The organism is Streptomyces sp. MP131-18 (assembly GCF_001984575.1).
Lineage (GTDB): Bacteria > Actinomycetota > Actinomycetes > Streptomycetales > Streptomycetaceae > Streptomyces > Streptomyces johnsoniae.
Genome location: NZ_LZNS01000001.1, coordinates 6,183,878 through 6,210,623, shown reverse-complemented (window position 1 = coordinate 6,210,623; position 26,746 = coordinate 6,183,878). Strand labels below are relative to the sequence as shown.

General features: G+C 72.2%; 26 protein-coding genes and 1 pseudogene. 16 read left to right on the top strand and 11 right to left on the bottom strand.

Going from position 1 to position 26,746, the window contains the following annotated elements; translation table 11 throughout:
* The first annotated feature begins 127 nt into the window (after positions 1-127).
* Positions 128-664 (top strand): GNAT family N-acetyltransferase, encoded by a 537-nt coding sequence (locus STBA_RS28035; RefSeq protein WP_216356047.1) that lies wholly within the window; start codon positions 128-130, stop codon positions 662-664.
* Between the two features lie 534 nt (positions 665-1,198).
* Positions 1,199-2,257: a ribosome small subunit-dependent GTPase A gene (gene rsgA / locus STBA_RS28030; protein WP_077061862.1), complete on the top strand. Its 1,059-nt coding sequence runs from the start codon at positions 1,199-1,201 to the stop codon at positions 2,255-2,257.
* Between the two features lie 84 nt (positions 2,258-2,341).
* On the opposite strand, the gene STBA_RS28025 is transcribed toward rsgA, so the two are convergent.
* The gene (locus STBA_RS28025) at positions 2,342-2,815 is read right to left on the bottom strand and encodes an SPW repeat protein (RefSeq protein ID WP_077061861.1); all 474 of its coding nucleotides are present in this window, start codon (positions 2,813-2,815) and stop codon (positions 2,342-2,344) included.
* Between the two features lie 324 nt (positions 2,816-3,139).
* On the opposite strand from STBA_RS28025, the gene STBA_RS28020 reads away from it, so the two are divergent.
* Both STBA_RS28020 and STBA_RS28015 read left to right on the top strand, forming a co-directional pair.
* Positions 3,140-3,715, top strand: a complete 576-nt coding sequence (locus STBA_RS28020) for a TetR/AcrR family transcriptional regulator (RefSeq protein WP_077061860.1) — start codon at positions 3,140-3,142, stop codon at positions 3,713-3,715.
* A 206-nt stretch (positions 3,716-3,921) separates the two neighbouring features.
* Positions 3,922-4,320 (top strand): DUF2795 domain-containing protein, encoded by a 399-nt coding sequence (locus STBA_RS28015; protein ID WP_077061859.1) that lies wholly within the window; start codon positions 3,922-3,924, stop codon positions 4,318-4,320.
* Positions 4,321-4,345: 25 nt separating this feature from the next.
* On the opposite strand, the gene STBA_RS28010 is transcribed toward STBA_RS28015, so the two are convergent.
* On the bottom strand, positions 4,346-5,131 hold the full coding sequence (locus STBA_RS28010) for a polysaccharide deacetylase family protein (protein ID WP_253195060.1): 786 nt from the start codon (positions 5,129-5,131) through the stop codon (positions 4,346-4,348).
* Positions 5,132-5,338: 207 nt separating this feature from the next.
* On the opposite strand from STBA_RS28010, the gene STBA_RS28005 reads away from it, so the two are divergent.
* The gene (locus STBA_RS28005; protein WP_077061857.1) at positions 5,339-6,262 is read left to right on the top strand and encodes a helix-turn-helix domain-containing GNAT family N-acetyltransferase; all 924 of its coding nucleotides are present in this window, start codon (positions 5,339-5,341) and stop codon (positions 6,260-6,262) included.
* 74 nt (positions 6,263-6,336) lie between these two features.
* Here the strand turns inward: STBA_RS28005 and STBA_RS28000 are convergent, their stop codons facing one another.
* On the bottom strand, positions 6,337-7,230 hold the full coding sequence (locus tag STBA_RS28000; protein WP_077061856.1) for a Gfo/Idh/MocA family oxidoreductase: 894 nt from the start codon (positions 7,228-7,230) through the stop codon (positions 6,337-6,339).
* A 209-nt stretch (positions 7,231-7,439) separates the two neighbouring features.
* On the opposite strand from STBA_RS28000, the gene glnII reads away from it, so the two are divergent.
* The 4 genes from glnII to STBA_RS27980 all read left to right on the top strand — a co-directional run bounded on the left by glnII (position 7,440) and on the right by STBA_RS27980 (position 11,864).
* Positions 7,440-8,462, top strand: a complete 1,023-nt coding sequence (glnII, locus tag STBA_RS27995; RefSeq protein ID WP_077061855.1) for a glutamine synthetase — start codon at positions 7,440-7,442, stop codon at positions 8,460-8,462.
* A gap of 219 nt (positions 8,463-8,681) precedes the next feature.
* Positions 8,682-9,983 carry a sensor histidine kinase gene (locus tag STBA_RS27990; protein WP_077061854.1) on the top strand — a complete coding sequence of 434 codons (1,302 nt, stop codon included), beginning with the start codon at positions 8,682-8,684 and terminating at the stop codon, positions 9,981-9,983.
* A 135-nt stretch (positions 9,984-10,118) separates the two neighbouring features.
* Positions 10,119-11,180 (top strand): phosphatidylinositol-specific phospholipase C domain-containing protein, encoded by a 1,062-nt coding sequence (locus STBA_RS27985; protein WP_077061853.1) that lies wholly within the window; start codon positions 10,119-10,121, stop codon positions 11,178-11,180.
* Positions 11,181-11,216: 36 nt separating this feature from the next.
* Positions 11,217-11,864 carry a response regulator transcription factor gene (locus STBA_RS27980; RefSeq protein WP_077061852.1) on the top strand — a complete coding sequence of 216 codons (648 nt, stop codon included), beginning with the start codon at positions 11,217-11,219 and terminating at the stop codon, positions 11,862-11,864.
* Between the two features lie 45 nt (positions 11,865-11,909).
* On the opposite strand, the gene cutA is transcribed toward STBA_RS27980, so the two are convergent.
* Complete coding sequence (cutA, locus tag STBA_RS27975; RefSeq protein ID WP_077061851.1) at positions 11,910-12,260, bottom strand: divalent-cation tolerance protein CutA; 351 nt, start codon at positions 12,258-12,260, stop codon at positions 11,910-11,912.
* Positions 12,261-12,383: 123 nt separating this feature from the next.
* Here cutA and STBA_RS27970 point away from each other — a divergent pair, with 123 nt between their 5' ends.
* Together STBA_RS27970 and STBA_RS27965 are read left to right on the top strand one after the other, a co-directional pair.
* Positions 12,384-14,336: a hypothetical protein gene (locus STBA_RS27970; protein ID WP_253195058.1), complete on the top strand. Its 1,953-nt coding sequence runs from the start codon at positions 12,384-12,386 to the stop codon at positions 14,334-14,336.
* A 96-nt stretch (positions 14,337-14,432) separates the two neighbouring features.
* Complete coding sequence (locus tag STBA_RS27965) at positions 14,433-15,056, top strand: hypothetical protein (RefSeq protein WP_077061849.1); 624 nt, start codon at positions 14,433-14,435, stop codon at positions 15,054-15,056.
* A 38-nt stretch (positions 15,057-15,094) separates the two neighbouring features.
* On the opposite strand, the gene STBA_RS27960 is transcribed toward STBA_RS27965, so the two are convergent.
* Positions 15,095-16,924, bottom strand: coding sequence for a carbohydrate-binding module family 20 domain-containing protein (locus STBA_RS27960; RefSeq protein ID WP_253195056.1), 1,830 nt, complete (start codon positions 16,922-16,924; stop codon positions 15,095-15,097).
* Positions 16,925-17,207: 283 nt separating this feature from the next.
* Here STBA_RS27960 and STBA_RS27955 point away from each other — a divergent pair, with 283 nt between their 5' ends.
* The gene (locus STBA_RS27955; protein ID WP_253195054.1) at positions 17,208-17,375 is read left to right on the top strand and encodes a hypothetical protein; all 168 of its coding nucleotides are present in this window, start codon (positions 17,208-17,210) and stop codon (positions 17,373-17,375) included.
* A gap of 147 nt (positions 17,376-17,522) precedes the next feature.
* Entirely contained in the window at positions 17,523-17,948 is a 426-nt protein-coding gene (locus tag STBA_RS27950; protein WP_077061848.1) for a hypothetical protein, read from the top strand.
* A 145-nt stretch (positions 17,949-18,093) separates the two neighbouring features.
* On the opposite strand, the gene STBA_RS27945 is transcribed toward STBA_RS27950, so the two are convergent.
* The 4 genes from STBA_RS27945 to STBA_RS27930 all read right to left on the bottom strand — a co-directional run bounded on the left by STBA_RS27945 (position 18,094) and on the right by STBA_RS27930 (position 21,945).
* Positions 18,094-19,017, bottom strand: coding sequence for an NAD(P)-binding domain-containing protein (locus STBA_RS27945; protein ID WP_077061847.1), 924 nt, complete (start codon positions 19,015-19,017; stop codon positions 18,094-18,096).
* 486 nt (positions 19,018-19,503) lie between these two features.
* Positions 19,504-19,908 carry a hypothetical protein gene (locus STBA_RS27940; RefSeq protein WP_077061846.1) on the bottom strand — a complete coding sequence of 135 codons (405 nt, stop codon included), beginning with the start codon at positions 19,906-19,908 and terminating at the stop codon, positions 19,504-19,506.
* Positions 19,909-20,107: 199 nt separating this feature from the next.
* Positions 20,108-20,959, bottom strand: coding sequence for a class I SAM-dependent methyltransferase (locus STBA_RS27935; protein WP_077061845.1), 852 nt, complete (start codon positions 20,957-20,959; stop codon positions 20,108-20,110).
* A gap of 179 nt (positions 20,960-21,138) precedes the next feature.
* Entirely contained in the window at positions 21,139-21,945 is an 807-nt protein-coding gene (locus tag STBA_RS27930) for a class I SAM-dependent methyltransferase (protein WP_077061844.1), read from the bottom strand.
* Positions 21,946-22,615: 670 nt separating this feature from the next.
* Here STBA_RS27930 and STBA_RS39070 point away from each other — a divergent pair.
* The 3 genes and pseudogenes from STBA_RS39070 to STBA_RS27920 form a co-directional block, all read left to right on the top strand.
* A pseudogene (locus STBA_RS39070) lies at positions 22,616-23,098 on the top strand (SAM-dependent methyltransferase); the annotation flags it as partial.
* 67 nt (positions 23,099-23,165) lie between these two features.
* Entirely contained in the window at positions 23,166-23,387 is a 222-nt protein-coding gene (locus STBA_RS39065) for an SAM-dependent methyltransferase (RefSeq protein ID WP_253195052.1), read from the top strand.
* A 261-nt stretch (positions 23,388-23,648) separates the two neighbouring features.
* On the top strand, positions 23,649-23,906 hold the full coding sequence (locus tag STBA_RS27920; RefSeq protein ID WP_077061843.1) for a hypothetical protein: 258 nt from the start codon (positions 23,649-23,651) through the stop codon (positions 23,904-23,906).
* Positions 23,907-23,932: 26 nt separating this feature from the next.
* Here the strand turns inward: STBA_RS27920 and STBA_RS27915 are convergent, their stop codons facing one another.
* Positions 23,933-24,967, bottom strand: a complete 1,035-nt coding sequence (locus tag STBA_RS27915) for a LacI family DNA-binding transcriptional regulator (RefSeq protein WP_077061842.1) — start codon at positions 24,965-24,967, stop codon at positions 23,933-23,935.
* 63 nt (positions 24,968-25,030) lie between these two features.
* Entirely contained in the window at positions 25,031-26,701 is a 1,671-nt protein-coding gene (locus tag STBA_RS27910) for a glycoside hydrolase family 13 protein (RefSeq protein WP_077061841.1), read from the bottom strand.
* Positions 26,702-26,746 lie beyond the last annotated feature (45 nt).

The following is a 26,746-nucleotide window of genomic DNA, read 5'->3' as shown; positions in this document are numbered from 1 at the left end:
GTCATGATCGGCGGCCCGACGTTCACCGTCACCGACATGACAGCACTCCGCGGCGGCGCGAAACGGGTCCTGTTCACCGGCGGCGACCTATAGCCCCTTCCAACCATCAGGAGGCAGCGTGTTCGCAATGCGCCCGGCCACGGCCGATGACATCCCCGCCGTGGAAAATGTGATCCGTGCCCGCTCCGGTTGGCTGGAGGAGCGCGGGCTCCCGAGCTGGCGGAAGAACGCGGCCGACCTCGCGCGGCAGGCCGAGAATCCCGATGGTGACGTGTGGGTCCTCGCAGACGATGACGGGCGAATCATCGGGTGCACCACCATTCAGGAACGGACTCCCCCGTGGGGCTGGACAGAAGAGGAACTGAACGAGCCGGCTCACTACCTGTACTCGACAGTCACCGACCCCGCCTACCGCGACATGAAGCCGGGAACCGTAATGGCGCTGTGGGCGGTGGACCAGGCAGCGCAGCAAGGGTGCACATGGGTTCGCCGCGGCTGCCACTTCCCTGGACTGGTGAGGTACTACGAGACCCAAGAGTTCAAGCTGGTGCACGAAGTGCAGCGCACACACACCAAGGTCTATCTCATGGGCCGCCGAGCCGAGCGCGTCACTGATATGGGAGAACGCTTCGGCACGCTGTCGGGACCCCGCACAAGCGCTTGATCTTTGATCGTTCCCTCGAAGGGGATGCCCGCTGTTGAGTCCCCGCAGGCGTACCGAACGCGGCTGCCCGAAGGTGCCCCGACGACAACGCCCTACCTGGGCATGACCGCGAGCTGCCCCCACACTGCCCCCGTCCGCCGTTCCTCTGTGACGGACGGGCGGGGCTCTCTGCTAGCGGACGGCCGGGCCCCGCCTCTCCCCTCACACGCAGCGGACCCCCGAGACGGACGGGGCCGCCACCGCGACCACCGAGGGGCAGCGCTTCTGGGCAGGCACGCGCACGTTCACCGTCGCGTGCCGCGGAAGGGGCGCCCGGTGGGGGCTGTTGGGGGCGGGGCGCGGGTGGGTGCGCTGTGTTACCGTGGCCGGGTTCGCGCGGACTGTAGGTGCCGCGCCACGAGATCTTGGAGGTGAGAGCGATGGCTGCCGCAAAGACCGCTGCCGTGTGCAGCGCCCGGTTCATCCTCACCTCCCGGGCCCCGGTCTGACCCCAGCGTCCTTCATCGGGGCCCCTTCCCCCAAGGGTCTCTTACTGTGCATACCTCACCGTCCCGTCATGGCGGGCTGTCCGCCTACGGCTGGGATGATTCGCTCGAACTTTCCTTCGCGGCGCACCGCGCCGCCGGACACGAGCCGGTCCGCGTGATCGCCGTCGACCGCGGCCGGTGCGACGTCGTCGCCGCCGCGGGGCCCCTCAGGGCCGTCACGGGTCGCGGTCTCGACCCGTGCACCGGCGACTGGGCGGCCCTGGAGCCCGGCGGCGAGCCGCGGCTGGCCGCCCTGCTCCCGCGGCGCACGGCCATCGTGCGGGCCTCGGCCGCCCGCGACTCCCACGGTCAGGTGCTGGCCGCCAACGTGGACACGGTCGTGGTGGCCGTGTCGCTGACCACCGCGCTGGACGCGGGCCGACTGGAGCGGCTGCTCGCCCTGGCCTGGGAGTCGGGCGCCAGGCCGGTGGTGGCGCTGACCAAGGCGGACGGCACGGAGGACGTGTCCGACGTGCTCGCCGAGGCGGCGGCCGCCGCGCCCGGGGTGGGCGTCGTGGCGACCAGTGCGGTCTCCGGGGAGGGGCTGCCGGAGCTGACGGCGCTGCTGACCGGGACGGTGGTCCTGCTCGGCCCGTCGGGCGCGGGCAAGTCCACGCTGGGGAACGCGCTGCTCGGCGCGGACCGCCTGGCCACCGGGGCGGTGCGCGAACGGGACGACAAGGGCCGGCACACCACGGTGCGCAGGGAGCTGCTCCCGCTGCCGGGCGGTGGCGTGCTGATCGACACCCCCGGGCTGCGCGGCGTCGGCCTGCACAACGCGGCGGAGGGCCTGGATCAGGTCTTCCCCGAGATGGAACGGCTCGCCGCGGACTGCCGGTTCGCCGACTGCGCGCACGAGGCGGAGCCGGACTGCGCCGTGCTGGCGGCCGTCGAGTCGGGTGAGCTGCCGCCGCGGCGGCTGGCCAGCTACCGCAAGCTGCTGCGGGAGAACGCGTGGGCCGCCGCCCGCACCGACGCCCGGCTGGCCGCCGAGCAGGCGGACCGGTGGAAGACGCTCAAGCGGCACCAGCGGGCGATGTACCGGTTCCGCGACCGGCAGCGGTAAACCGTTCCTGCGCCGACGCGTTGGCGCGTTGGCGCGCGAATGGGGGCGCCCGGCCGGGCCGGGCGCCCCCGTCGTGATGCGCCGCTATCCGCGCGGCGCGTGTCCGGCGCCTCGCGAAGAGCTGCGGTGCGCCTTCAGCGCCGCCGCGGCACACACCAGGCCGAGCAGGCAGATGATGCCTCCCGTGATGACGTTGCTGAGGATGATCCCGGCATCGGGCCCATCGCCGACCAGCCAGGGCGAGACGATGAGCCAGGCGCCGATCACGACGATGGCGTGGCTCATGCCGTACATCCGCTCAGGGGCCCGGCTGAACCCCAGGGCCAGCAGCGCCACCGCGATCCCCGCGATCAGGTTGGTGGTCGCCAGCTCAGGCTGGCTGTCGTTGAAGTGCACCGCCCAGGCCGAGACGGCTGCGTACAGTCCGGCCAGGAACACCGGGCCGTCGGCGAACACCACGTCGCGCCCGCCCATGACACGGGAGTAGCGCTCCCGCATCTCCCTTTCGTCGGGGTGTCCCGCGAGAGCGCCCCGCTGGCGGTGTGAGACGTCGGACATGCGACCGGCCTCCTTCGATCTGTGCACGGGCACTTCCGATATGCCCGTAATGGACCATTTGGGTAATTCGAGACCTTGAGTACCCCCATCACGGCCGGATATGTGATGGGACCGTTACCACCGAGCAAACAACCCCTCCGCGCGGATGGCGGGGGACGGCCGGGTGGACGTGAGGGCGGGGCATCACTGCTGGCCAGCGGCGGCGGGACGGAGCGCGACGGCCGGGCGCGGAGCGGGAGCGCCCCCTTGCGGGGGGTCACCGACGAGGGGGGCAAACGGTTCCATACGACACCGTATGGGTATACGGTACGTTACCGTTCAGTCATGCCACGACCAGCAGGACGAAGCCGTCTGTCGGCCGCGGACTGGGCGGAGGCGGCCCTGGCCGCGCTCCGCGAGGGGGGCGGGCTCGCCGCCATCGCCATCGAGCCGCTGGCGGCCGGGCTCGGAGCCACCAAGGGCAGTTTCTACTGGCACTTCGCCAACCGCGAGGCGCTGATCGAGGCCGCGCTCGCCCGCTGGGAGACCTCGCAGACCGAAGAGGTCATCGCCGCCCTCGGCCAGGAGCGGGACCCACTGGCACGCATTCGTGAACTCTTCACCACCGCAACGGAGATGGCGACGCGGGACGCCACCGAGCTGGTGCTGCTCGCCGAGGCGGCGCACCCGCAGGTCGCGGCCGTGCTCCGACGGGTCGTCACCAGACGGCTCGACTACCTCACCGGGCTGTTCGTGGAGCTGGGCCTCGATGCGGCCGAGGCGCGCATCCGCAGCGTTCAGACGTACTCCGGCTACCTCGGCCGGGCCCAGCTGGCCCGCGCCGTCCCCGACGTCATGTCCCACGGCGAGGACAACCGCCGCTATCTGGACGCGGTTCTGGAATCGCTGCTCGGCCGCTGAACGCGGCGGGGGCGGTGGGCGCGGCGGGCGAAGCTCCGGGGCGGGCCCCTGAATTCCCGCGCCCGGAGCTACTCGCTCCCCCATGAGGCCGCTCGCTCGGCCGGTTGCACGGGTTCCCGTCCGACCCGGGGGCAAACCCTGCCGTGTCGGCCGCGCCGCGGCGGGTACCCGGGGGCTCCCCAGCAAGCCACGGCGAGGAGGAAGCCATGCAGCAACGGGGAAGCGATCGTCTCAGCCCCTACCGGGACGACGAGATGAAGCACGAACTCCAGGGCATGCTGCGCGGTGATCACCCCAACAGGGCCGAGGACTGGCGGGGCCCGGAGCCGGGCGCGGACGACGATCCTGCGCTGGCCGACGGCCCGGTCCCGCCCCGCGGCGCGACGACGACCGAGGAGGCGGAGCGGGAGGCATTCCGCTTCGAACTGGCCCGTCACCTGCGCCGCACCGCCTTCCCGGCCGACCGCGAGGAGTTGCTGCGCACGCTGGCCGCCGAGTACGCGCCGGACGACCTGGTCGAGACGGTCCGCGGCCTGCCGGACGGCCGTTCTTTCACGAACGTGCAGGAGGTGGTCGACGCCCTCGGCCGCAAGCCGGAGGCGTGACAACTCCCGTACGGGCCCTGCCGCGTCAGGCCGGCTGGACCAGGTCGTAGCCGCGGTCGGCCAGGCGGGGCAGGCAGTGCCGCAGGGCGGCGACCGTCTGCGCGCGGTCGCCGCCGCCGTCGTGGGCGAGCACGATGCCGCCCGGATGGGCCCTGCCCAGCAGGGTGTCGGCGATACGGTCACTGCCGGGGCGGGACCAGTCGGCGGTGTCGACGGACCAGTCCAGCGGCCGCATGGCCAACTCGGCGCAGATCTCCAGGCTCGCCGGATGCCAGACCCCGTAGGGCGCGCGGGCCCACCGCGGCGGTTCGCCGAGGACGTCCCCGATCACCTCGCTGGTGCGTTCCAGCTCCTCGCGGACACTCTCGCGCGGGACGCGGTCGAACCGCGGATGGCTCCAGGAGTGATTGGCGACCAGGTGCCCCTCCGCCGCGATGGCCCGCAGCAGGTCGGGCTGCCAGACGGCGTTCTCGCCGATGACGAAGAACGTGGCGGGCGCGCCGTGTTGCCGCAGCAGGCCGAGGACCTGCGGGGTCCAGGTGGGGTGTGGGCCGTCGTCGAAGGTGAGCGCGAGCTTGCGGCCGGTACCGGGCAGGATGCGGACCGGCGTGAGCCGCCCGGCGCCGGGGGCGGCGCGCGCCCCGCCGCCCGCGGCCTGCCGCTGCCCCGGTGTTCCGGCGTCGGCGCCGCCGGAGCCCAGCGGTCCGCCCTCGGTGGTGGAGTCGACCAGCAGCCGGTTGAGCGCGAGCAGGCCGATTCCCGCGGCGGCGCCGAGCAGCGTGCGGCGGGACACTCGGGGGCGGCGCGGCACGCTCGGCTTGTACGACTTATCGGATGAGTCGGATGAGTCATATGACATGAACGGCATGCCTCACTGTGCTCACGCCGCCCCGCCGCGGTCGTCCGCCGACACCGGCCCCCGGCCCACTGCACCCGTTCGGCGCACGCCGTGCCCGCCCCCCGCCGGTCCCCGTTCCACCTGTTGACGGGCGTGGACCGTATACGTTTGACTGAGTCAATGAACGAATTGGTCGCACAGGTACGGGAGTTCAACCGCGACTGGACCCGCCTCATCGGTGCGCTCGACTACGCCCACCGGCTCGGCACCCCGCACTCGCTGCCCGAGGCCCGCGTCCTGTACGAGCTGGCTCGCCGCGACGTGACGGCCGTACTGCGGCTGCGCCAGGACCTGGACATGGACGCCGGGCAGCTCAGCCGCCTCCTCACCCGCGCCGAGGCCGCCGGCCTCGTGCGGCGGGAGGCCGACCCAGCAGACTCGCGCCGGCAGCTGATCCGTTTGACCGGGCGCGGCCGGTCCGCCGCCGCGCTGCTGGACGACCGGGCCGCCGAGGCCACCGGCGTGCTGCTCGGCACCCTGACGCCGCCGGAGCAGGAGCGGCTGGCCGCGGCCCTGCGCACCGTCGCGCACCTGCTCGGCCGCGGCGAGCGGCCCCGTTCCTTCCACCTGCGCGCCCCGGCCCCCGGCGACCTCGGCTGGGTGGTCCAGCGCCACGGCGCGCTGTACAGCGCCGCATACGGGTGGAACGCGTCGTTCGAAGCGCTCGTCGCCGAGGTCGTCGCCCAGTACGCCGGGGCGCACGATCCGGCGCGCGAGGCGGCCTGGATCGCCGAGTACGACGGCGCGCCCGTCGGCAGCGTCTTCTGCGTCGCCGACCCCGGCGACCCGCGGACCGCGCGGCTACGGCTCCTGCTCGTCGAGCCGCACGCCCGGGGGCTCGGCATCGGCGGGGCCCTGGTCTCCGCATGCGTCCGCTTCGCCCGTGAGGCCGGCTACCGGCGCATGACCCTGTGGACGAACGACGTCCTGAGCAGCGCCCGCCGCATCTACGAGGCCGCGGGCTTCACCCTGACCGGCAGCGAGCCGCACACCCGCTTCGGCCCGCCGGAGACCGGCCAGCACTGGCAGCTCCCGCTCCCCTGAGCCGACCGGCACCGTCATGCCCCACGCCCCACGACCAACGACCCGCGACCCGCGACCCGCGCCACCGGGGGTCCTCACGCCGGGGGTCCGGCCGCCAGGGCTCGTTCCGCTCGGGCCAGGACCTCCGTCACGCGCAGGCCGAAGTGCACGTCACACGCGTGCGCCTCACCCGTGCGGGCCGACGTGAGCAGCGCGTCGAACGCTCGCATGAACGGCCGGACCGCGCCGCCGTCCGCACGTTCCGGCAGGGTCGATATGCCCGCGCTGCCCCGCAGCTCCGCCGTCACCGACGACGCCTGCGGCGGCATCGTGTGCGTCAGCGTCAGCGCGCTCGACGCGCCCGAGACGTGCCGCAGCGCCAGGTGCACCAGGTCCCCGGGCCCGCTCGCCGCGGTCACGCCGGTCACCTCGCCCAGCGGCGGCAGCAGCAGCGACAGCGCGTGCGGGCCCACGTCCCACAGCGCGCCCCGTTCCTTGCGCCACTGGGAGGTCGAGTACGGGGTGTCCGCCCCGCCGAAGACCGGCGAGAACCAGTCCGCGCGGCCCGCGAGCCAGCCGTCGGTCGCGCTCTGCGCCGCGACCCACGCCGAGGTCTCCGGCGCGAACCGCAGCGTGAAGAAGACCACCGAGGCCACGCCCGACGCCGTCACCGCGTCCGCGACCGCCCGCGCCGCGGGCACCGCCGTCGCCACCGGCTTGTCCAGCAGCAGGTGGCAGCCCGCCGCGGCGGCCCGCACGGCCAGCGGCGCCTGCACGTCGGGCGGCAGCGCGAACGCGACCGCCTCGCAGTCCGCGAACAGCGCGTCCGCGTCCGGGTAGGCCCGGGTGTCCAGCCGCCCGGCCAGCTCCTGGGCGGCCTCGGCCCTGCGGCCCCAGACACCGACGAGCTCGGCCTCCGGATGCTCCATGAGGGCGGGGCCCTGGGTCAGCCGCGCCCACGGGCCGGTACCGAGCAGACCGATTCTCATCTCTTCCGGGCCTCACTTCTGGTCACTTCTTCTGATCTCTGACGTCCGCGCCCACCCTAAGGCCGCCGCCGCGGCATGGTTCACGCCCCCTTAACAGCCGGGCAACGGATGGGAAATCGCAGGTCGAGAAGCTACGAGCAAGCTACGAGCAGCGCATGCCGCGCGCCCGCGCACGCCCGCACACCAGCCCGCCCCCGAGGAGCACGACCGTGAGCTACAAGGCCGAGTACATCTGGATCGACGGCACCGAGCCGACCGCCAAGCTGCGCTCCAAGACCAAGATCCTCGCGGACGGCGCCGCGCCGCCGGAGTGGGGCTTCGACGGATCGAGCACCAACCAGGCCGAGGGCCACGCGTCGGACTGCATCCTCAAGCCGGTCGCGTCCTACCCCGACCCGATCCGCGGCGGCGACCACCGGCTCGTGCTGTGCGAGGTCTACAACGTCGCCGACGGCGCCCCGCACGCGTCCAACACCAGGGCCAGGCTCCGCCCGGTCGCCGAGCGCTTCGCCGCCCAGGAGCCGATCTTCGGCATCGAGCAGGAGTACACGTTCTTCCAGGGCTCCCGGCCGCTCGGCTTCCCGGAGAACGGCTTCCCCGCCCCGCAGGGCGGCTACTACTGCGGCGTCGGCGCCGACGAGATCTACGGCCGCGAGATCGTCGAGGCGCACCTGGAGAACTGCCTGAAGGCCGGGCTCGGCCTCTCCGGCATCAACGCCGAGGTCATGCCGGGCCAGTGGGAGTTCCAGGTCGGGCCGCTCTCCCCGCTCGAGGTCTCCGACCAGCTGTGGATCGCCCGCTGGCTGCTCTACCGCACCGCCGAGGACTTCGGCGTGTCCGCCACCCTCGACCCCAAGCCCGCCAAGGGCGACTGGAACGGGGCGGGCGCCCACACCAACTTCTCGACCAAGGCCATGCGCGAGGGCTACGACGCGATCATCGCCGCCTGCGACGCCCTGGGCCAGGAGGGCAAGCCGCTTGAGCACGTGCGCAACTACGGCGTCGGTGTCGAGGACCGCCTCACCGGCGCCCACGAGACCGCGCCGTGGGACCAGTACAGCTACGGCGTGTCCAACCGCGGCGCCTCCGTCCGCATCCCCTGGCAGGTCGAGCGGGACAAGAAGGGCTACATCGAGGACCGCCGCCCCAACGCCAACTGCGACCCGTACGTCGTGACCCGCCTCATGGTGGACACCGTCTGCACGGAGCTGGAGAAGGCCGACCTGGCCTGACCGCTCCGCACCACACGTCTCCCCGGCCGTGGCCGGCAGCTCGGGCGCGGTTCCGGGGAGACATCAGGTTCCGGGGATATATCAGGGGCGCCCGCCCGCGGCGGGCGCCTTTGGTGTATCTGAGTACACCCACGGGCTGGGCTGCCGCCCCCCGTGACGGCCGCCCACGGCAGGCAGCAGACTTGGGGGAGCACTCACGGCACAGGAAGGCACGCGCACATGAACGGGCAACGGGTACGGAGCGCGCTGCTGGCCGCCGCACAGGGACTGCTGCTGTCGCTGCTCTCGCTCGGCGTCTCGCTCCTGCTGTTCATCCTCTTCGTCCTGTCCCTGGTGTTCGTCGGCCTCGGCATCGGCCTCTTCACGACCCCCGTGATCGTCGACGCCATCCGGGCCCACGCCAACCAGCGCAGGACGTTCGCGAAGGACTGGTACGGCATCAGCATCCACGCCGGCTACCGCCCGCTGCCCGGCGGCCCGCGGCCGGGCCTCGCCGGGCAGGTCGAGCGCACGGTGCACATGCTGAAGGACCCGGCCACCTGGCGTGACGTCGGCTGGCTGTTCGTCGACGCCGTCGCGGGCTTCGTCACCTCCCTGCTGCCGTGGGCGCTGTTCGGGTACGCCCTCTACGGCCTGGTCCTGCTGTGCGGGGTCTGGCAGCCGATCGTTGGCGCGGGCGGCACGTTCTGGTTCGCGTTCGTGCCGATCTCCTCCTGGTTCACCGCGGTGCTCGCCGCCCTCACCGGCCTCGCCCTCGCCGGCGTCGCGCTCCGCTGGAACCCGCTGCTCCTCACCGGCCACTTCCAGATGACCCGCGCTCTCATCGGCGCCTCCGAGAAGCGGCTGCTCGCGCAGCGCGTCGCCCGGCTGACCGAGACCAGGCACGACGCGCTGGACAACTCCGCGGCCGAGCTGCGCCGCATCGAACGCGATCTGCACGACGGCGCACAGGCCAGGCTGGTCGCCATGGGCATGAGCCTCGGCACGATCGAGGCGCTGATCGAGAAGGACCCCGAGCAGGCCAAGCACCTCCTCGCCCAGGCCAGGGAGAACTCGGCGGAGGCCCTGTCCGAGCTGCGGGACCTCGTCCGCGGCATCCACCCGCCCGTCCTCGCAGAACGCGGTCTCGGCGACGCCGCCCGCGCGCTCGCGCTGCGCATGCAGCTGCCCGTCGAGGTCGACGTCGAGCTGCCGGGACGCCTGGAGGAGCCCGTCGAATCGGCCGCCTACTTCGCGATCAGCGAGATCCTGACGAACGCGGCCAAGCACGCCGAGGCCGAGCGCGCCTGGCTGGACATCTACTACAACGGCACGGCCCGGACGCTGCGCATCGCCATCACCGACAACGGCCGCGGCGGCGCCAGCCTGGAGGCCGGCAGCGGGCTGCGCGGCCTGGAGCGCAGGCTCGGCGCGTTCGACGGGGTCCTCGCCATCAGCAGCCCGGCGGGCGGGCCGACCCTCGTCACCATCGAGATCCCCTGCTCCCTGGCCGAGCCGGGCCACCGCACCGCGCTGCGCTGACCCCGGGCGGCGGGGACCCGTTGCCGGGACTCCGCCGCCGCTCCGCCCCCGCGTCACCTGAAAGCAGTCGAACTGCCGTACGCTACCGCCTCGTTGAGAGTCCTCGACCCCACGACTCAACGAAGGCGGCACTGCATGCCACGCTCGTTCACGGCCGCGGCGGCCCCGGCGGTCCTCGCCGCGGCGGCCCTCCTCCTCACCGCGTCCCTCCCGGCCCAGGCGGACGTCCCCGTCGCCACGGTCGCCCCCGCCTACTCCGCCACCACCTCCGTCGGCGTGCACAACGCCTACGAGACCGGCACCTTCCCCTACTTCGCCGACGCCCTCGACTCCGGCGCGGGCCTCCTCGAACTCGACGTCTGGACCAACTTCTCCGGCAGCGGCTGGCGGGTCTCCCACAGCAACCCGCTCGGCAACGACAACAACTGCGAGAACGCCGCCACCGCCGCCGACCTGCGCACCGGCCCCGTCAACCAGAGCCTGGCCGGCTGCCTGGCGGATATCCGCGCCTGGCACGAGGCGAACCCGGGACACCCGCCGATCCAGCTCAAGATCGAGCTGAAGGACGGCTTCGCCGACAACCTCGGCCGCGGCCCCGACGAGCTGGACGCGCTGATCAACGACATCCTCGGCGACGCCGTCTACGGTCCGGGCGACCTCACCGCCGCCGGCGGCCACGCCACGCTGGACGAGGCCGTGCAGGCGGGCGGCTTCCCCGGCCGCGCGGAGCTGGCCGGCCGGTTCCTGGTGCACCTCATCCCCGGCACCGTCGAACAGGGCAACCCGTTCGACCAGTTGTGGACCGACGAGGAGTACGGCACGCACCTGCGCGACCTGGCCGCGGCCGGCACCCTCGACCGGGCCGCCGCGTTCCCCGCCGTGCTCGGCGCCGAGGCGGGCGACCCGCGTACCAGCCGTTACGAGGACGCCGCGATACGCCCGTGGTTCGTCGTATTCGACGGCGACGCCACGGCCTATACCCAGGGCGGCATCGACACCGCCTGGTACACCGACCGCAACTACCTGCTGATCATGACCGCCGCCCACGGCGTCCCACCCGCCATCGACCCCGTCAGTCCCGGCGAGGCCGAGGCGCTGGCCCGCGTGCACGAACTGGCCGCGGCCGGCGCCAGCATCGTCACCTCCGACTGGTCCGGCCTGCCCACCGTGCTGTCGACCGTCGTACCGCGCGGATAGGCTGAGCCCCTGCCCCACCGAGATACGGAGAGCCCCGTGCGCGTTGTCCTCGCCGAAGATCTGTTCCTGCTCCGGGACGGTCTGGTCCGGCTCCTGGAGGCGCATGACTTCCAGATCGCCGCCGCGGTGGACAACGGCCCGGGGCTCACCCGCGCCCTCGCCGACCTGCGGCCGGACGTCGCCATCGTCGACGTCCGGCTCCCGCCGTCGTTCACCGACGAGGGCCTGCAATGCGCCCTCCAGGCCCGCAGCGAGCAGCCCGGCCTGCCCGTCCTCGTCCTCTCCCAGCACGTCGAACGCCTGTACGCGCGCGAGCTGCTCGCGGACGGCAACGGCGGCGTCGGCTACCTGCTGAAGGACCGCGTCTTCGACGCCGACCAGTTCATCGACGCGGTCCGCCGCGTCGCCGCGGGCGGCACGGCCATGGACCCGCAGGTCATCCAGCAGCTCCTGGCCCAGCGCGGCGGCCACAACACCCCGCTCGAACGGCTGACTCCGCGGGAGCGGGAAGTCATCGAGCTGATGGCACAGGGCCGTTCCAACGCGGCCATCGCCGAGCGGCTCGTCGTGACCGAACGGGCCGTCGCCAAGCACACGTCCAACATCTTCACCAAGCTCGGCCTCCCCCCCTCCGACGATGACAACCGCCGCGTCCTGGCCGTCCTCACCTACCTCGAACGCTGACGGGCCCTACGGCCGGGACCTTCCCGGCCGGAGCCCGCCCTGCCCTCAAGGCGTGGCGTCCCCGGTCGTGTTCGGGGCCTGGGTCGTCTCCTCCGCCAGCCACCTGAGGTACTCCGCGCTGCCGTGGGTGATCCCGGTGGCGATGATTTCCGGAGTGTCGTACGGGTGGGTGGCGCGGATGTGGGATTCCAGGGCCGGGTAACGGGAGGTCGTGGTCTTGTACAGGACGCGCCACTCCTCGTCCGTCTGGATCTCGCCGTTCCAGCGGTAGACGCTGGTGACCGGGCCCTCGATCTGGGCGCAGGCGGCCAGGCGGTCCGCCACGGCCGAGCGGGCCAGGGCTTCCGCCGCGGGCCTGCTGCCGGTGGTGGTGAGGACGGTCAGGGGGCCGGACATGTGCATCTCCTTCGTCGGGGCGCCGCCAGGACCCTACCGCCGCCCGGGTGTCCGGCTCGTACCGGTGTGCGTTCGTAACCGGGGCCGGGGAGGCTCGTTCTGCCGGATGTGTCTCCCACCGATGTGTCTTCTCCTCATGTGCGGCCCGCGCCGGGGCTGAGCCAGGCCGAGGCGGCGCTGGTCGAGCACTACCCGCGGCTCGTCCGGCTCGCCTATCTCGTGCTGCCGTCCGATTCCGGACGGCACCGGCGGGTGCTCGCGGCGCATTCCGTGGCGCAGCGGGCGCTCCCCCGCGGCAAGGCCGGTGAGGGAGGTGAGTCCGGTGAGGCCGGTGAGGCCGGTGAGGCCCGTGCGGGGGGTGCCGGAGTGCCGCCGCAGCGCGCCGAGGCGGATGCGGGATACGCGTTCCTGCGGCTGCGGGTCCTGCGGGCGGCGCTTGAGCAGGGCCGCCCCGGGTGGCTGCGGCGCGTGCCGCGGGCGCTGCCGCAAGTGGTGGGGCTGCGGCTGTTCCCGCGCGGCGGGGAGCCGGATGAGCTGGCGCTGGAGCAGGAGCTGTCGGAGCTGCCCGCGGCGGCCCGCGCCGCGTACGCGCTGCGACGCCTCGACGGGCTCGGCGCGGCGGCGGTCACGGAGCTGCTGCGGGCCGCGGGCGTTCCGGAGGAGCGGGCCGGGGCCGCGGTGGCGGCGGCCGAGGGCCTTGCGGACGCGGCCGAGCCGGCCGATCCCTGCGCGCTCCAGGCGCGGCCTACGGATCTGCTGCGCCGCCGCCGTCACGCGCGCACGGCCCTGTTCGGCGGGATCGCGCTGGCGGTGGCCGCGGGCACGGTGGCGTTCCTGCCGGGCGGCTGGGGCCCTGACGGGGCCGCGGCGCCGCCGTACAGCGAGAACGCCGCGGCCGAGGCGGCGCTCGACCCGCAGGGTTTGCGGCGCATTCCGGAGGACGTGTGGCAGCGCGCCTCGCGCAGCGATTTCTCGGTGTGGCCGGCGCGCGGTTCCGCGCTGGAGGACACGGGGCTGCTGCGCCGCGCGCTCGCGGTATGGGCGCGGCCAGGCGACGGTGTCTCGGTGTCCGCGACGCCCGGGACGCAGACCGGGCCGGCGCCGGGCCCCGCGCAGTTGCTGTTCGCGGGGGAGGCCGGCGGGGCGTCGGTGGTGCTGCTGTACGACGGGCTGCGGCTGGTGCGGTACGCGGAGCCGGTGGGGGCCGGGTCGGGCGGTGCGGCACTGGATTTCGCGCGGGTGGACGGGGCGGATCTGCTCGGGGCGTCCGCGGTGGTGGTCGGCCGCAGCGACGGCAACACCCGTTACCTGACGGCCCCGTGGGTGACGAAGACGGAGCTGCGCGATCTGGCGGCCGGCGGCGGCGGGACGGCCCCGGTCGACGTGGACGAGCACGGGATGACGGATGCGGTGCGGACCCCGGTGGCGGGGGCCGCGGCGAGCGGGGGCGAGGCGCCGTGCACGGAGGTGCCGGTGCTGGAGATCACGGCGCAGGGCGCGGATGTGCCGTTCATGCTGGCCGATCTGGGGGAGCTGGCGCCGGCGCTGCTCACGCACGGTGCGCCGGGCGAGGGGCGGCAGGTCGCGGCGGACGCGGAGGCGCGGCAGCGGTGGGCGCGGCTCGCCTGCAATCTGTCGACCGCGAACGGGAACGGGGTGCGGGCGGTGAACGCCTGGCAGTTCGCCGAGCAGCGGCTGCCGGACGGCGGGGGCGCCGCGCAGTGGGTGTGCACGAGGGCCGAGACGTGGCGCGGGGCGGGCAGCAGGTCGCTCGCGCAGTTCGTCGCGCCGGAACGGCGGCCGGGTGAGCCGGCGTCGGTGACGGCGAGCGCGGAGGACAATCCGGCGTGCGGGCCGCGCGAGACGCGGGTGCTCAGCGGTGTGCTGTGGCAGTCCCCCGAGGAAGCCTGGTACCTGGTGGCGGCGGGCAGCGAGCAGGTGTCGGCGATCGTGGCGGAGGGCGGCGTGAAGGGGCGCGCGGAGGGCAGGACGGTGGCGTTGCCGGCCGAGGAGGGCGCGCAGGCCGAGCTGAAGGCGGAGCTCGCGGACGGCGGCGAGCTGTCGATGCTGAGCTGAGGTGCGGTGCGGCGCGGCGCTGTGCGCGAACGGGAACGCGAACGGGAACCCGGGGGCGCCGGGCCGCGTCACATCACCATGAGGAAGCGAACTATTGTGGGCATACTGCCCGTTGTTCTGCTGCTCGGTGCCTGTGGGGAGGAGTCCGCCGATTCCGGCGCGCCGCCGGCCGGTGATTCCTCTCCTGAGCCGCCCGCGGACGGGGGCGGTCAGGACGGGGCGCAGTATCAGGTGTCCGGTGCCGTGCTCCAGTCCGGGGACGGCGAACCGATGCTCTGCTCGGGGCTGATGGAGTCGATGCCGCCGCAGTGCGGTACCGGCCTCCCGGTCGAGGGCTGGGACTGGAACGCGGTGGAGTCGGAGTCCGCCGCGGACACCACGTGGGGGCACTACGTGGTGACCGGTACGTGGGACGGCGAACGGTTCACGCTGACGGAGCCGCCGGAGACCGAGGCGCCGGACGGGGTGGCGCCCGCGCCGGAGGAGCCGGAGGTGCCGCCGGCCGACCGCAGCCCCGAGGAGCTGGCCGAGGTACAGCAATCGCTGATGGCGGAGTACCCCGACGATGTCCTGTCGGCGCACGTCGACGAGGAGAGCCGGGTGGTCCGGGCCGATGTGGTGGCGGACACGCCCGAGTTGAGACAGTCCCTGGCCGAGGACTTCGGCGAGGGCACCGTCGTTCCCGAGGGCTGGCTGCGGCCGGTGACCGACGGGGGCTGACGGCGGTCACCGGCCGCGGGGCGTGCGGCACCTGAACGTCAGGTGCGCCAGACGTCGTTCAGTACGGCGCGGCCGCTCTGCGGCACGGTGGCGGTCCTGTTGCCGCCGCTTTCCCAGGTGACGCCGGCGGAGCTCTCCCACCGGCGGACGTACTTGTACTCGAACGTGGTGCCCGCGGGCAGTGCCACTTCGGTGCGCCACCGCGGGTAGGCGCCGGCGTCGAGCCGGACGGCCTGCTCCGGGTCCCAGCCGCCGAGCTGCGGGAGGCTGCCGACCAGGTGGATGCTCTCGCCCCACTGCGTCCGCGCGTCGACGCTGAACGAGGCGCCGGCCGTCGGTGCGGGGCCGGGGTCGCCGTCGCAGGTGCGGGCGCCGGTGTGGAGGGCAACGGCGGTGTTGCTGCCGAGGGTTGCGGTGAACCGGCCGGAGCCGTCGACCGTGAGGGACCGGCCGCTCTGTACGTCGCAGTAGGTGCCGGCGGCGAGCGAGGTCTGGAAGGTGTGGGTCAGGGAGCCGGATTCGTGGTTGATGGCGACGTACGCCTGGCTGCCGCGGCCGAAGGCGATGGCGTCGTTCCCGTTGTCCCACCAGTTGGTGACGGCCTGGCCGCGGCTGACGTTGCGGAACTCGACCATGGACTCGATCTCGGGCCAGGCGTGCTGGCACTTCCAGCCGTCCTGCCAGCAGGCGTTCACGTTTCCGTTGTTGGGCGGGCCCGCGTCGTGATTGCTGAACTCGTAGCCGGAGTGGACGTCGGGCGCGCCGTAGGGCCAGGCCAGCATGAAGACGTTGGCCAGGGTGTAGTTGGCGCCGCTGTTGTAGTTGAGGGTGGAGCCGTTGCGTTCGGTGTCGTGGTTGTCGACGAATACGGCGGTGCCGTTGCTGGGCATGTAGCCCCAGCCCTCGCCGTAGTTCTCCAGGTAGGCGAGGCTTTCGTTCTCGAAGACCCGCTTGAGGTCACGGCCGTAGCGGAACTCCTGGACGTCGCCGGTCGCCCGGTACTCGTCGGGACTGATCGCCTCGCCCGCGCCGAAGATCGCCTCCTGCTTCCAGTAGACGCCCGGCTCTGACAGGCGGGAGCGGATGTTGGCCAGGTCGGTGGCCGGGATGTGCTTGACGGCGTCGATGCGGAAGCCGGCCACACCGAGGGACAGCAGGTCGTTGAGGTAGTCGGCGATGCGCCCGCGGACGTAGTCCTTGCCGGTGTCGAGGTCGGCGAGGCCGACCAGTTCGCAGTTCTGCACGTTGTAGCGGTCGCCGTAGTTGTTGCCGATGTCGCGGCGGCAGGAGTGGAAGTCCCAGTCGCTGTACGGCGCGGCCGGGTAGTCGTACTTGGTGTAGGACGAGCCGCCGGTGCCGGTGCCGGAGCCGGCCGTCATGTGGTTGATGACCGCGTCGACAACGACGCCGACGCCCGCGTTCCGGCAGGTGGAGACCATGTTCTCGAACTGGGCGCGGTTGCCCAGGCGGCTGTTGATCTGGTAGCTGACCGGCTGGTAGTTGGTCCACCACTGGTTGCCCTGGATCTGCTCCTGGGGCGGGGAGACCTGCACGTATCCGTACCCGGCCGGCCCGAGCCGCTGCGTGCACTCACGGGCGATGGAGTCGAAGTTCCAGTTGAAGAGGACGGCGGTCACGTCCTTGGCCCCGGGGGGTGCGGCGGCCTCGGGGGGTGCCGCTGCCTCGGTCGGCCCGGCTTCGCTCGGTGCGGTCTGGGCCGGCGTGGCCTGGCCGGCGGGGGCGGTGGCGGTCAGCGAGACCACGGCGGCGGGTACGACGAGCAGGCCGGCGAGCGCGGCGCGGCCGAGGCGCCGGAGCCCTGCGACCGGCCGCCGTGGGCGGGGTCGTCTCTGGTGACGAACGGACACGAGACCTCCTGGAGAGGTGGGGTGCGGCCGTGGGAGGCAACGCGCCGTGCCCGCGCGGCCGACGGGAGTCGAACCGGCACTTTCTGCAAGAAGTTGCACGGAAGAACGTAGAGGCGGCCCGTTGAACGGTCAAGGGACGCGACACGATGAGGAAATGTTCGCGTCGCCTGCCCGCAATCCCTTTCGCAAGAAGTTGCGCGCTGCTACCTTTCCAGCAGCCCCCGGCCGACCGAGGGCCCAGCGGCCCCACGCGCCCGGCCGGTCGGGGGATGCACCCCCCGCGATGACGGCCCGGGGCCGGAGCCGCCCGTCGGAGAAGGACCGGGGCACGCCGCCGCGGCTACAGCGCGAGTTCGCCCGCCGGGCCGGCCGCGTCGTCGAACTCGACGCCGGCCACCACCCTTTCCTGTCCCGGCCCGCCGCGGTCCTGGACCTGCTGCTTGGCCTGTGACGGTTCCGGCCCGCAGCGGACGGCCGTTCTCGGCCGCGCACTCATCCGCCGGCGACGGCCCGAGCAGGCCGGAACGCCTGACCGCCTGACGAACTCACGAAGGTCACCCTGCCCCTTCAGGAAGGGTCCGCCGCGCGACACCGTCGGATGAGCTCCGTCGTGGACACCGGCACCTCGTCCGGCGGTCATCGACACGAGCCGGAGCGGTATTTCGTGAACACGCTCTTCATCCCGCCGGCAGAGCCCGAACGTCTGACCGCGCCGAGCTGGAACTGGGGCTACGGGAGCGTCTCGCAGGAACTCGGGGGCTACGCCTGTTTGATGAGTGGGCGCGCGAGTCGCGTGACGCGGGAGGACCCGGAGAGCGAACCGATAGCCAGGGCGAGGAAGGCGCTGACGTCCGACCGGGCGCGTTCCGGAAAAGACAACTGGGCCGACGAGATCGCCGATCCGGAGACCGGCGCCAATGTGCTGGCGTTCCCGGTGGCGGATGACGTCAGCGTGTGCGGTTCCGAGGCCAGGAGCGAAGACGGCGAGCTCCTCGCCGCTCTCCTCGTCAACCACCTGCACTGACCGCGGGGCGGCCCACCTGTCGGTTGATCCCGCGTGGTCGGGCAGGTGATTACCGCCTCGGGCCGGACCCGAGGCCCGGAGAGGGGCGTCCGGCCTTCCGGGGCGGAGCGCCCCTGGGGCCGAACGGTGATGCCCCTCGGCGCTCCTACGAGGTCCGGTCGCCGGACGCGGCGGCCCGCGGTTTTTCGACGGTTTCAACGGTTTCAACGGTTTCGATCAGGCTGGACATGCCCCGCTCGCCGTTGCCCTCGGCGATCCCCCGCGCCATCAACGCCCGCAGATGATCCAGCCGCGTGGTGTCGATGCCGCGGGTGCGCCGCAGGCCGATCACCAGGTCCACCAGCTCCGCCTGGTCGCGGACGCCTCCGTACGCGGCGGGGTCGTAGTCGCCGGTGTCGATCTGGTGGGCGATCAGCGGCAGCAGGCGCGGAATCTCGGCGGCGGTGCGCTCCGCCACGGGTGCGAACTCCCCGGCGGCCACCCCCTCGTGGCGCATCAAGGCCAGGACGTGCAGGTAGCCGGTCCAGAACTCGAAGAACAAGCCCGTCATCGCCAGCTCGAAAAGCGGCGCGCGCCCCGGGTCGCTGCCGACGTAGCGGGCGGCTCCCCCCAGGGCGTGCAGCGTCGTTTCATGCCGGTCGAACGCGGCGCGCGGCCCCGCGTACAGGATGTGGGTCTCCGGCCGGCCCATGGCACGGCAGTCGGCCATCACCGGCGCAGAAAGATAGGCAGCGCCCCTGGCCGTGACCCACTCGGCGGCGTCGCGGGCCTGGTCCGGGGTGCTCGTGGTGGCGTTGACCACGGTGCGGCCGTCGAGGGCGGGGGCCGCCTCGGCGAGGACGCCGCGGGCCGCCCGGTCATCCGTGACGCACAGGACCACCAGCGGCGCCGTGGCCGCCGCCGCGGCCGGCGATTCGGCCGGTGCGGCGCCCGCGGCGACCAGGGGACCCGTCCTGCCGGGAGAACGGTTCCACACCGCGGTCCGGTGCCCCGCAGCGAGGAAGGCCCCTGCCATGGCGCCGCCCATGCGCCCCGTGCCGAGCACGGCGACGGCCCCGGGGGCGCTCATGAGACGAAGACGAGGTCGGCACGGCGGACCGCGGCGGAGTCCGCGGGAACAGCCGCGGACGGAGCAGGGCACATGGCCCGGTGGGCGAGCGGTGCTCGGGGCATGAGTCGCAACCCAGATCTCCTTCGTGGGACTCGGAGCGGATGACCATCACCCCTCCATCACCCATAGCTTCCGCCCCGTGACTTTCGGCCACCAGAGCGTGAACAGCCTCCGCCGCGCCGTCTCCTCACGCTTGGCGCCCCTCGCGGAGCCGCGCGCTGAGGATCCCGCGGGCGGACACGGTCTGCCGACCAGGTGTCAATTCCTGGAGCGGGCACGGCGGCCCGGCCTCCTCGGCAACGGCCGCCTGTCCGCCGTCGTTCTCCGGCTTCGGCCATGTGCCGTCGGGCCCGAGGAAATCGGCGGGGATGGGTTTCCTCCCCCGGACGATCTCTCAGTGCACGCGTGGCCGGCAGCCCCGAAGCTCGCGCGCCGGTGCGCCGGTCACGAGTTCGTCGGCGACGAGCCGTCCGACGGTGGGCGCCAGGTGACGCCTGGGTGCATCACCGCGACGTAGACGGACCGATCGCGTGTCGCGTAGCCGATGAGCGGCCCGTGCGCGGGCATGGGGCGTGCGCCGCTGCGGTAGCCCAGCAGACGGCACTCGTCGCTGCCGCGGAAGGCGGTCCCCAGGCGTTGGAACGCGTCGTGCGCGGCCCGTTCACGGAGCGCCGCCGGACCGTCGACGTGCGGCACGACCAACAGGAGCTCACCGTCCCGCACTTCCCGGACCTCGAAGTCGGGGCGGGCCACGATGGTTCCGACCAGGCCGGGCGGTGCCGTGACCCGCGCCAGGGTGGCCGGGGAGGCGGCGACGATCCCCGCACCGACGACGACAACGGCTGACATGAGGCTCTTCGCGGTTGGGACTGTCCGACGGATCGGTCGTTCTTCGCGTTCCTATGGGCTATGGGCTATGGGCTATCGGGACGGGCTGTCGGATCAACAGCAGTCGCTGATCGCGCCGTTGCCACGGGCCCGGGCGGACGCGGCACCGCCCCGCGTCACCGAACCGCTCGAAGCCGCCCGCACCCTTCACCTGGCAGGCTCAAGCCGAGGTCGAACGGGCCGAGTGACTGTTCTTGACCACCGCGTAGGTCTCGTGGAACGTCTGCGAACCGATCGGTTGGCGCTGGTAGTTGTCGAAGGTCTTGATGTCGCCGAATCCTGCCTGGGCAACCAGACTCCGGACCTTTTCCGCGGTCCGGGTGAACATGCGGTGAGCCTCGCCGGTACGGGTGTACCTCTGGGTGGCGTCGTCGCGGACGTAGTGCGCGAACGTGACGTCGTAGAAGTGCGATTCCCGTGCGGGCCGCTCGCACCGGTAGAGCATCGTGCACCCTTCCCCCAGTTCGATGGCACGGACGGAGAGTGTCGTCTGCTCGACGTGATGTTCCATAAGGGCGTCGGTGTAGAGGTCGAAGACGAACGTGCCGCCGGGACGCAGCACTCGGTACACGGACTCGAAGGACCGCAGCAGCGACGTGTCGTTCGGCAGGTAGTTCAACGCGCCGCCCGTGGAGTAGACAGCGTCGAACTCCTCCTGAAGGGGAATGTCCGGCAGCTCGCCGAGCACGAGCCGTCCCTCCGCCTGCGACCCGAGTTTGTGCGCTGCCTGCTCCAGCATGGCCGCGGACCGGTCCAGTCCCGTGACGGTGTATCCCCGCTGGGTCAGATCCCGAAGCAGGAGGCCGGTACCGCAGCAGAGGTCCAGAACCTTGTGCACCGGCGCGTCACGCTCTTCCCAGAGCGACTGGATGAAGCTGGCCTTCTGAAGACGGGGAGCTTCCTGCCAGTAGCGGCAGGCCCAGACTTCGGAGGCGTCGTAGTACTGGGACGAGGACGCGTAGGGAGATTCTGGTTCCGAGGTCTGCGCGCTCTCCGAGATCTGCGTGCTCATGGTGTGGTTCCTTCCATGCGATGTCGGGACGGCCCGGGCAATCCAGATGGGGGACGGCTTGTGTTCGGGCGGGGTCAGGCAGGGCGCCGCCACGGAATTGCCGAGAGGTTTTCCGGCCCCTGCGCCGGCCTCACCTGTTCCTGGCGGACACTACGCACTCGGATGGCGGCCCGGCGGTTCTAGTCGGGCTTCACCATCACATAGGTCTCGTAGAGCGTCCGGGAACCAGTCGGCTGAGGCCGGTAGTTGTCGAATACCTCAATGCCGCCGAATCCAGCCTGAGCAACCAGGCTACGGACTTTCTCCTGGCTCTGGGGGTACACGTGGTGCACCTCGACGGTGCGGACGTACGTCTGCGTGGTGTCGTCACGCAGGTACTGCACGGAGGTCATATCGAAGGATTCACCCGCGGAGGGGCGCCTACAGCGCAGGGAGAACGTGTATCCCCCTGGCAACTCCTGGGCCACGGCATGGGGGGTCGTCCTCTCGACATAACGCCTCATGAGGGCGTCGGTGTAGAGGTCGAAGACGAACGTGCCGCCGGGACGCAGCACTCGGTACACGGACTCGAACGACCGCAGCAGCGACGTGTCGTTCGGCAGGTAGTTCAACGCCGCCCCGGTGCAGTGCACGGCGTCGAACTCCTCCTCCAGCGGAATAAGGGGCAGCTCTCCCTGGACCAGTCGCTCCCGCGCCTCCGGCACGAGCTTCTGCGCGGATTGCTCCAGCATGGTCGCGGACCGGTCGACCCCCGTCACCGTGTACCCGCGCTGCGTCATCTCCCTGAGCAGGAGACCGGTACCGCAGCAGAGGTCCAGAACCTTGTGCACCGGTGCCCCGCGCTTCTGCCAGACCGCCTCGATGAAGTCGGCCATCTGAACTCGCGTGGATTCGTGCCAGTCGCCGCACACCCACGCCTCCATCGCGTCGTAGTGCTGCGCGAGATACGTGTAGGGACGTACGGACTCCGGGGCTTGTCCAGACATAGCCACATTCCTTTCGTACGACCTGCGGACGGCCGCGCGACTCACACGGAAAGCCGCCCGCTCGGCTGAGGAAATGGTGTGAGCTGAGAGGCTCGGGAGGGAATGATCTGTACCGTATGAACTTCACTTCACGTGCACTGCCGGGATAATTGACGAGCGGTTTCCCTTTGCGGCGAAGATCGACGTCTCATAGCTGTGCGTCCACACGACACCGACTGCCTTTCCGCAGCCCGCATCGCCCATGCCGACCGGCCGGGTCATTCACCCGCAAGGGTGAGCCGAAACGTTTCGCCCGTAAATCCCGCGCCGACCGGGCGCCGCTGGCGGGAGGAAAGTCAACGCCGCCCATATGATCGTGTCGACCAGCTGCCCTCAACACTTCTGCCGGGACTGTTACTTCCCCGCCTGGTCAAGCCGGTGCCGCGACACCCCGCATCGCAGGCGCGGCAGCGTACCCCGAAAGGAACGCGCAATACCCCCCAACATGCGGGGGAATTCATGGCGACGTCTCCGTTGACATCGCCTCGACATCACTCACACGAGCAGGAGGCGACAACTTCCCTTGTGATCCCGCCGCCCGGGTCGCTGCAATGGACAGGTGACCGACAACCCACATGCACTGTAATCCTCTGTTCCTGGCCCGGACTTGGAATCGGAGACCGACATCTCCGTGCGAAGCCAGGCACGCATCTGGGACCACTGGCTCGGCGGCATCCACAACTTTGCCGTGGACCGAGCCGCAGGCAACCGACTGGCCACGGAATACCCCGGAGTGCTGGAAAGGGTGAGGAGCACTCGGCACTTCCTCATCCGCACGGTCGACTACCTGACACGGGAGGCAGGTCCCAGCCAGTTCCTGGACATCGGCTCAGGATTGCCGACCACGGGCAATACCCACGAGATCGCCCAACGGGCGAATCCCTCGGCCCGCGTCGTCTACGTCGGCAACGACCCGCAGACCGTACGGCACGCCAACTGGCTCCTCGCCCGGGCGGAAGGGGACACCACCACCTGTGTGCTGGCCGACCTCCACCAGCCCGACGAGGTCCTCGCCGCCGCAGCGCACACCCTCGACCTCTCGCGGCCCGTCGCCCTCGTGCTCAGCGGCATCCTCGGCCACACTGCGACGTACGAGCAAGCATGCGCGACCGTGCGGGAGTTGATGGCCGGACTTCCCGCCGGAAGCCATCTCATGACACACGACGTGTCGGAACACTTCGGTGGAGTGGCGCGCCCTCCAAGCGCGATACAACCGATCCGTCCCCTTCCCCTACCACCTGCGCTCCCCCAAGCAGATCGCCGGCTACTTCGACAACCTCGACCTCGTCGCCCCGGGCGTCGTCCCGCTGACTTCATGGCGCCCCGACACCTGCTTCCCCTACACGCACGAGTGGGACGCACTCGTGGCCGATCTCGTGGGCGGAGTCGGACGCAAGCCCTGAGCCCCTCAGCCGACCTGCCGTGTGCCGCCCAGGCCGGCAGTTGGATCGGATCGTTGTACACGATGACGTCGGCGTGTTCCGCAGGGCGGGCCGTGGCGAAGTAGAGCCGCCGGGAGGGGATGTAGAGGTCGCGCCAGGCCCATTACGTCCTCAGCAACGGATTAGGTCTGCGGCGGGCAGGCCAGCCGCACGGCCAAGGGGTGGCTGTTCCTGCTCCAACGCCCCGCCGGGCCAGGAGCGTCACCGGACTGGCCCGAGCGGATGCTGTGCACCAAGCCGCCGGTCTGCCGCCCCTGCGCGGCCCTGGCCACCCGCTACTGCCCGCACTTGACCGATCCGGTGACCGTTCGGGTCCGCAAGCCGCGGACCTGGGGCGTGTTCGGCGGGTTCTTCACGCCCACCCCGAACGGGGGCCTAGCGCCCCGACCCGACGACTGCCTGCCCTACGGCGACCCGCGCGCGCCCTGGTTCCCGGCCTCGCAGCTCGTCGTCGAACTCATCCGCTGCACCGTGGCGTGAGTAAGCAGGGGCGGACGGCGCGGCGTTCAACCGCTTCGATCAACTTCCGGAGGGACCTTGGCCGTTGATCCTCTGACCACCAGTTCCGGTTGGAAGACAAACTCGGTGTGCTGTACCAGGTTGCCGTTGATCTCTTCGAGCAGCGCGTTCACCGCGGCGCTCGCCATCGCCCGTACCGGCTGGCGCAGCGTCGTGAGCGGCGGGTCGGTGAACGCGAACAGGTCGGAGTCGTCGTAGCCGACGACCGACACGTCCCGCGGCACGTCGAGGCCGCGCTGCCGGACGGCGCGGATCGCGCCGAGCGCCATCATGTCGCTGCCGCAGACGATGCCCGTGCAGCCCGCGTCGAGCAGGACCGCGGCGGCCGCCTGGCCGCCCTCGACGCTGAACAGCGAGTGCTGCACGACGCCTTCCTCCGCGGTCTCCTCCCGGAAGCCGGCGACCTTGCGCCGCACCGGCACGAAGCGGTGCGGGCCCACGGCCAGGCCGACGCGGCGGTGGCCGAGCGCCCGCAGGTGCTGTACCGCGATGCGGGTGGCGGCGGCGTCGTCGGGCGAGACGAACGGGGCTTTCACCCGCGGGTTGAACCCGTTGATCAGCACGAACGGCACCCCGCGCCCGCTCAACCGCGCGTACCTGGCCGGGTCGGCCGTGGTGTCGGCGTGCAGTCCTGACATGAACACGATGCCCGTGACGCCGCGTTCGACGAGCTGGTCGACCAGCTCGTCCTCCGTCGCGCCCCCCGGGCTCTGCGTGCACAGCACGGGCGTGTAGCCGTGCCCGGCCAGCACCTGCTCGATGACCTGCGCGAACGCGGGGAAGATCGGGTTGGTCAGCTCGGGGATGACCAGCCCGACGAGGCCGGCGCTGCGCTGCCGCAGCCGCACCGGCCGTTCGTAGCCGAGCACGTCGAGCGCCGCGAGCACCCGCTGTCTGGTGGCCGCCGCCACGCCCGTCTTGCCGTTGAGCACCCGGCTGACCGTGGCCTCGCTGACCCGGGCCTGCCCGGCGATGTCGGCCAGCCGGGCGGGCTGCGGCAGCGCCGCGCCCGGCTCAGCCACGGCCGCCTCCCGGGCGGACGTGCCCGCGACGGCCCGGCCGCGCGGCGCGCCGTTCGGCAGCGCTCACGCCTGCCACCACACCGTGGTGTCCGCCGGCAGCGTGCTGCCGGCCGGGCGGTGGCCGCTGGCCAGCAGCGCGTGGCCGGACTCCGTCAGCAGCTCGGGCAGCGGCACGGGTGCCTCGGTGGTGTTCACGGCGCAGACCAGGGCGGAGCCGTCCGCGCCGCGGCGGCGGAACGCGAGCACGCCCGCGGGCGCGGCCAGCCACTCGACGGCGTCGCCCGCGCCGAGCGCCGGGTGGCCCCTGCGGATGGCGAGGGCCGCCCGGTACAGCTCCAGGGTCGACTCGGGGTCGCCGGTCTGCTCGGCGACGGCCAGCTTGCCCCAGGCGGCGGGCTGCGGCAGCCAGCTGCCGCCGCTGCCGAAGCCGTACGACTCGCCCTGCGCGGTCCACGGTATCGGCACGCGGCAGCCGTCCCGCAGACCGTCCTGCCCGTCGGATTCGGCGCGGGCGCCGCGGCGGAAGAACGCGGGGTCCTGCCGCACCTCGTCGGGCAGGTCGGTGACTTCGGGCAGCCCCAGTTCCTCCCCCTGGTAGATGTACGCGGAGCCGGGCAGCGCGAGCATCAGCAGGGTCGCGGCGCGGGCCCGCGCCGGGCCGCCGCCGAGCCGGGTCAGGTGGCGCACCACGTCGTGGTTGGACAGCACCCACGTGGTGGGGGCGCCGACGGGCCGCATCGAGTCGAGCGAGGAGTCGATGACGCGGCGCAGCCCTGCCGCGTCCCACGGCGTGTTGAGGTAGTGGAAGTTGAACGCCTGGTGCAGCTCGTCGGGGCGCACGTACAGCGCGGTGCGGTCGGCGGTGGGGGTCCACGCCTCGGCGACGCCGATGCGCGGCTGCGGGTACTCGTCGAGGATCTGGCGCCAGGAGCGGTAGATGTCGTGCACGCCGTCCTGGTCGAAGAAGGGCAGGACCTGCGTGCCGAGCATCTTCAGCTGCTCGGCGCGGCCCATGTCGGGCAGCCCCGCGGCCTTGACCAGGCCGTGGGCGACGTCGATGCGGAAGCCGTCGACGCCCATGTCGAGCCAGAAGCGCAGCAGGGAGCGGAACTCGTCCTGCACGGCCCGGTTCTCCCAGTTGAAGTCGGGCTGCTGCGGGGCGAAGAGGTGCAGGTACCACTCGCCGGGCGTGCCGTCGGGGTTGTCCGTGCGGGTCCAGGCCGGGCCGCCGAAGATGGACTCCCAGTCGTTGGGCGGCCGTTCGCCCGCCTCGCCCTGCCCGGGCCTGAAGTGGTAGCGGGCGCGCAGCGGGGAGCCCGGACCTTCGCGCAGCGCGCGCTGGAACCACTCGTGCCGGTCGGAGGAGTGGTTGGGCACGAGGTCGACGATGATGCGCAGGCCCAGGTCGTGGGCGTCGCGGATGAGGGCGTCGGCGTCGTGCAGATCGCCGAACATGGGGTCGATGGCACGGTAGTCGGCGACGTCGTAGCCCGCGTCGGCCTGCGGCGAGGCGTAGAACGGGCTGAGCCAGACGGCGTCGACGCCGAGCCCTGCGAGGTAGGGCAGCCGGCTGCGGATGCCTGGCAGGTCGCCCATGCCGTCGCCGTTTCCATCGGCGAAGGACCGCGGGTAGACCTGGTAGATGACCGCGTCGCGCCACCAGTCGGGCCGGCTGCCGGTGACGCCTGCGGGGCCGCTGGTCGGCTGGGTGCGGTCGGCGAGGTGCTGGGTCATGTCATCCCTGGGAGTGTCGCGTGCGGGGGCGGGCGAAGGGCCGGG

Coding starts and splice junctions, on each gene's coding strand:
- STBA_RS28035 (WP_216356047.1), top strand. CDS start 128: ATGCGCCCGGCCACGGCCGATGACATCCCCGCCGTGGAAAATGTGATC.
- STBA_RS28025 (WP_077061861.1), bottom strand. CDS start 2,815: ATGTCCGACGTCTCACACCGCCAGCGGGGCGCTCTCGCGGGACACCCC.
- STBA_RS28020 (WP_077061860.1), top strand. CDS start 3,140: ATGCCACGACCAGCAGGACGAAGCCGTCTGTCGGCCGCGGACTGGGCG.
- STBA_RS28015 (WP_077061859.1), top strand. CDS start 3,922: ATGCAGCAACGGGGAAGCGATCGTCTCAGCCCCTACCGGGACGACGAG.
- STBA_RS28005 (WP_077061857.1), top strand. CDS start 5,339: ATGAACGAATTGGTCGCACAGGTACGGGAGTTCAACCGCGACTGGACC.
- STBA_RS28000 (WP_077061856.1), bottom strand. CDS start 7,230: ATGAGAATCGGTCTGCTCGGTACCGGCCCGTGGGCGCGGCTGACCCAG.
- STBA_RS27990 (WP_077061854.1), top strand. CDS start 8,682: ATGAACGGGCAACGGGTACGGAGCGCGCTGCTGGCCGCCGCACAGGGA.
- STBA_RS27985 (WP_077061853.1), top strand. CDS start 10,119: ATGCCACGCTCGTTCACGGCCGCGGCGGCCCCGGCGGTCCTCGCCGCG.
- cutA (WP_077061851.1), bottom strand. CDS start 12,260: ATGTCCGGCCCCCTGACCGTCCTCACCACCACCGGCAGCAGGCCCGCG.
- STBA_RS27955 (WP_253195054.1), top strand. CDS start 17,208: ATGACGGCCCGGGGCCGGAGCCGCCCGTCGGAGAAGGACCGGGGCACG.
- STBA_RS27950 (WP_077061848.1), top strand. CDS start 17,523: ATGAGCTCCGTCGTGGACACCGGCACCTCGTCCGGCGGTCATCGACAC.
- STBA_RS27945 (WP_077061847.1), bottom strand. CDS start 19,017: ATGAGCGCCCCCGGGGCCGTCGCCGTGCTCGGCACGGGGCGCATGGGC.
- STBA_RS27940 (WP_077061846.1), bottom strand. CDS start 19,908: ATGTCAGCCGTTGTCGTCGTCGGTGCGGGGATCGTCGCCGCCTCCCCG.
- STBA_RS27935 (WP_077061845.1), bottom strand. CDS start 20,959: ATGAGCACGCAGATCTCGGAGAGCGCGCAGACCTCGGAACCAGAATCT.
- STBA_RS27930 (WP_077061844.1), bottom strand. CDS start 21,945: ATGTCTGGACAAGCCCCGGAGTCCGTACGTCCCTACACGTATCTCGCG.
- STBA_RS27920 (WP_077061843.1), top strand. CDS start 23,649: ATGCTGTGCACCAAGCCGCCGGTCTGCCGCCCCTGCGCGGCCCTGGCC.
- STBA_RS27910 (WP_077061841.1), bottom strand. CDS start 26,701: ATGACCCAGCACCTCGCCGACCGCACCCAGCCGACCAGCGGCCCCGCA.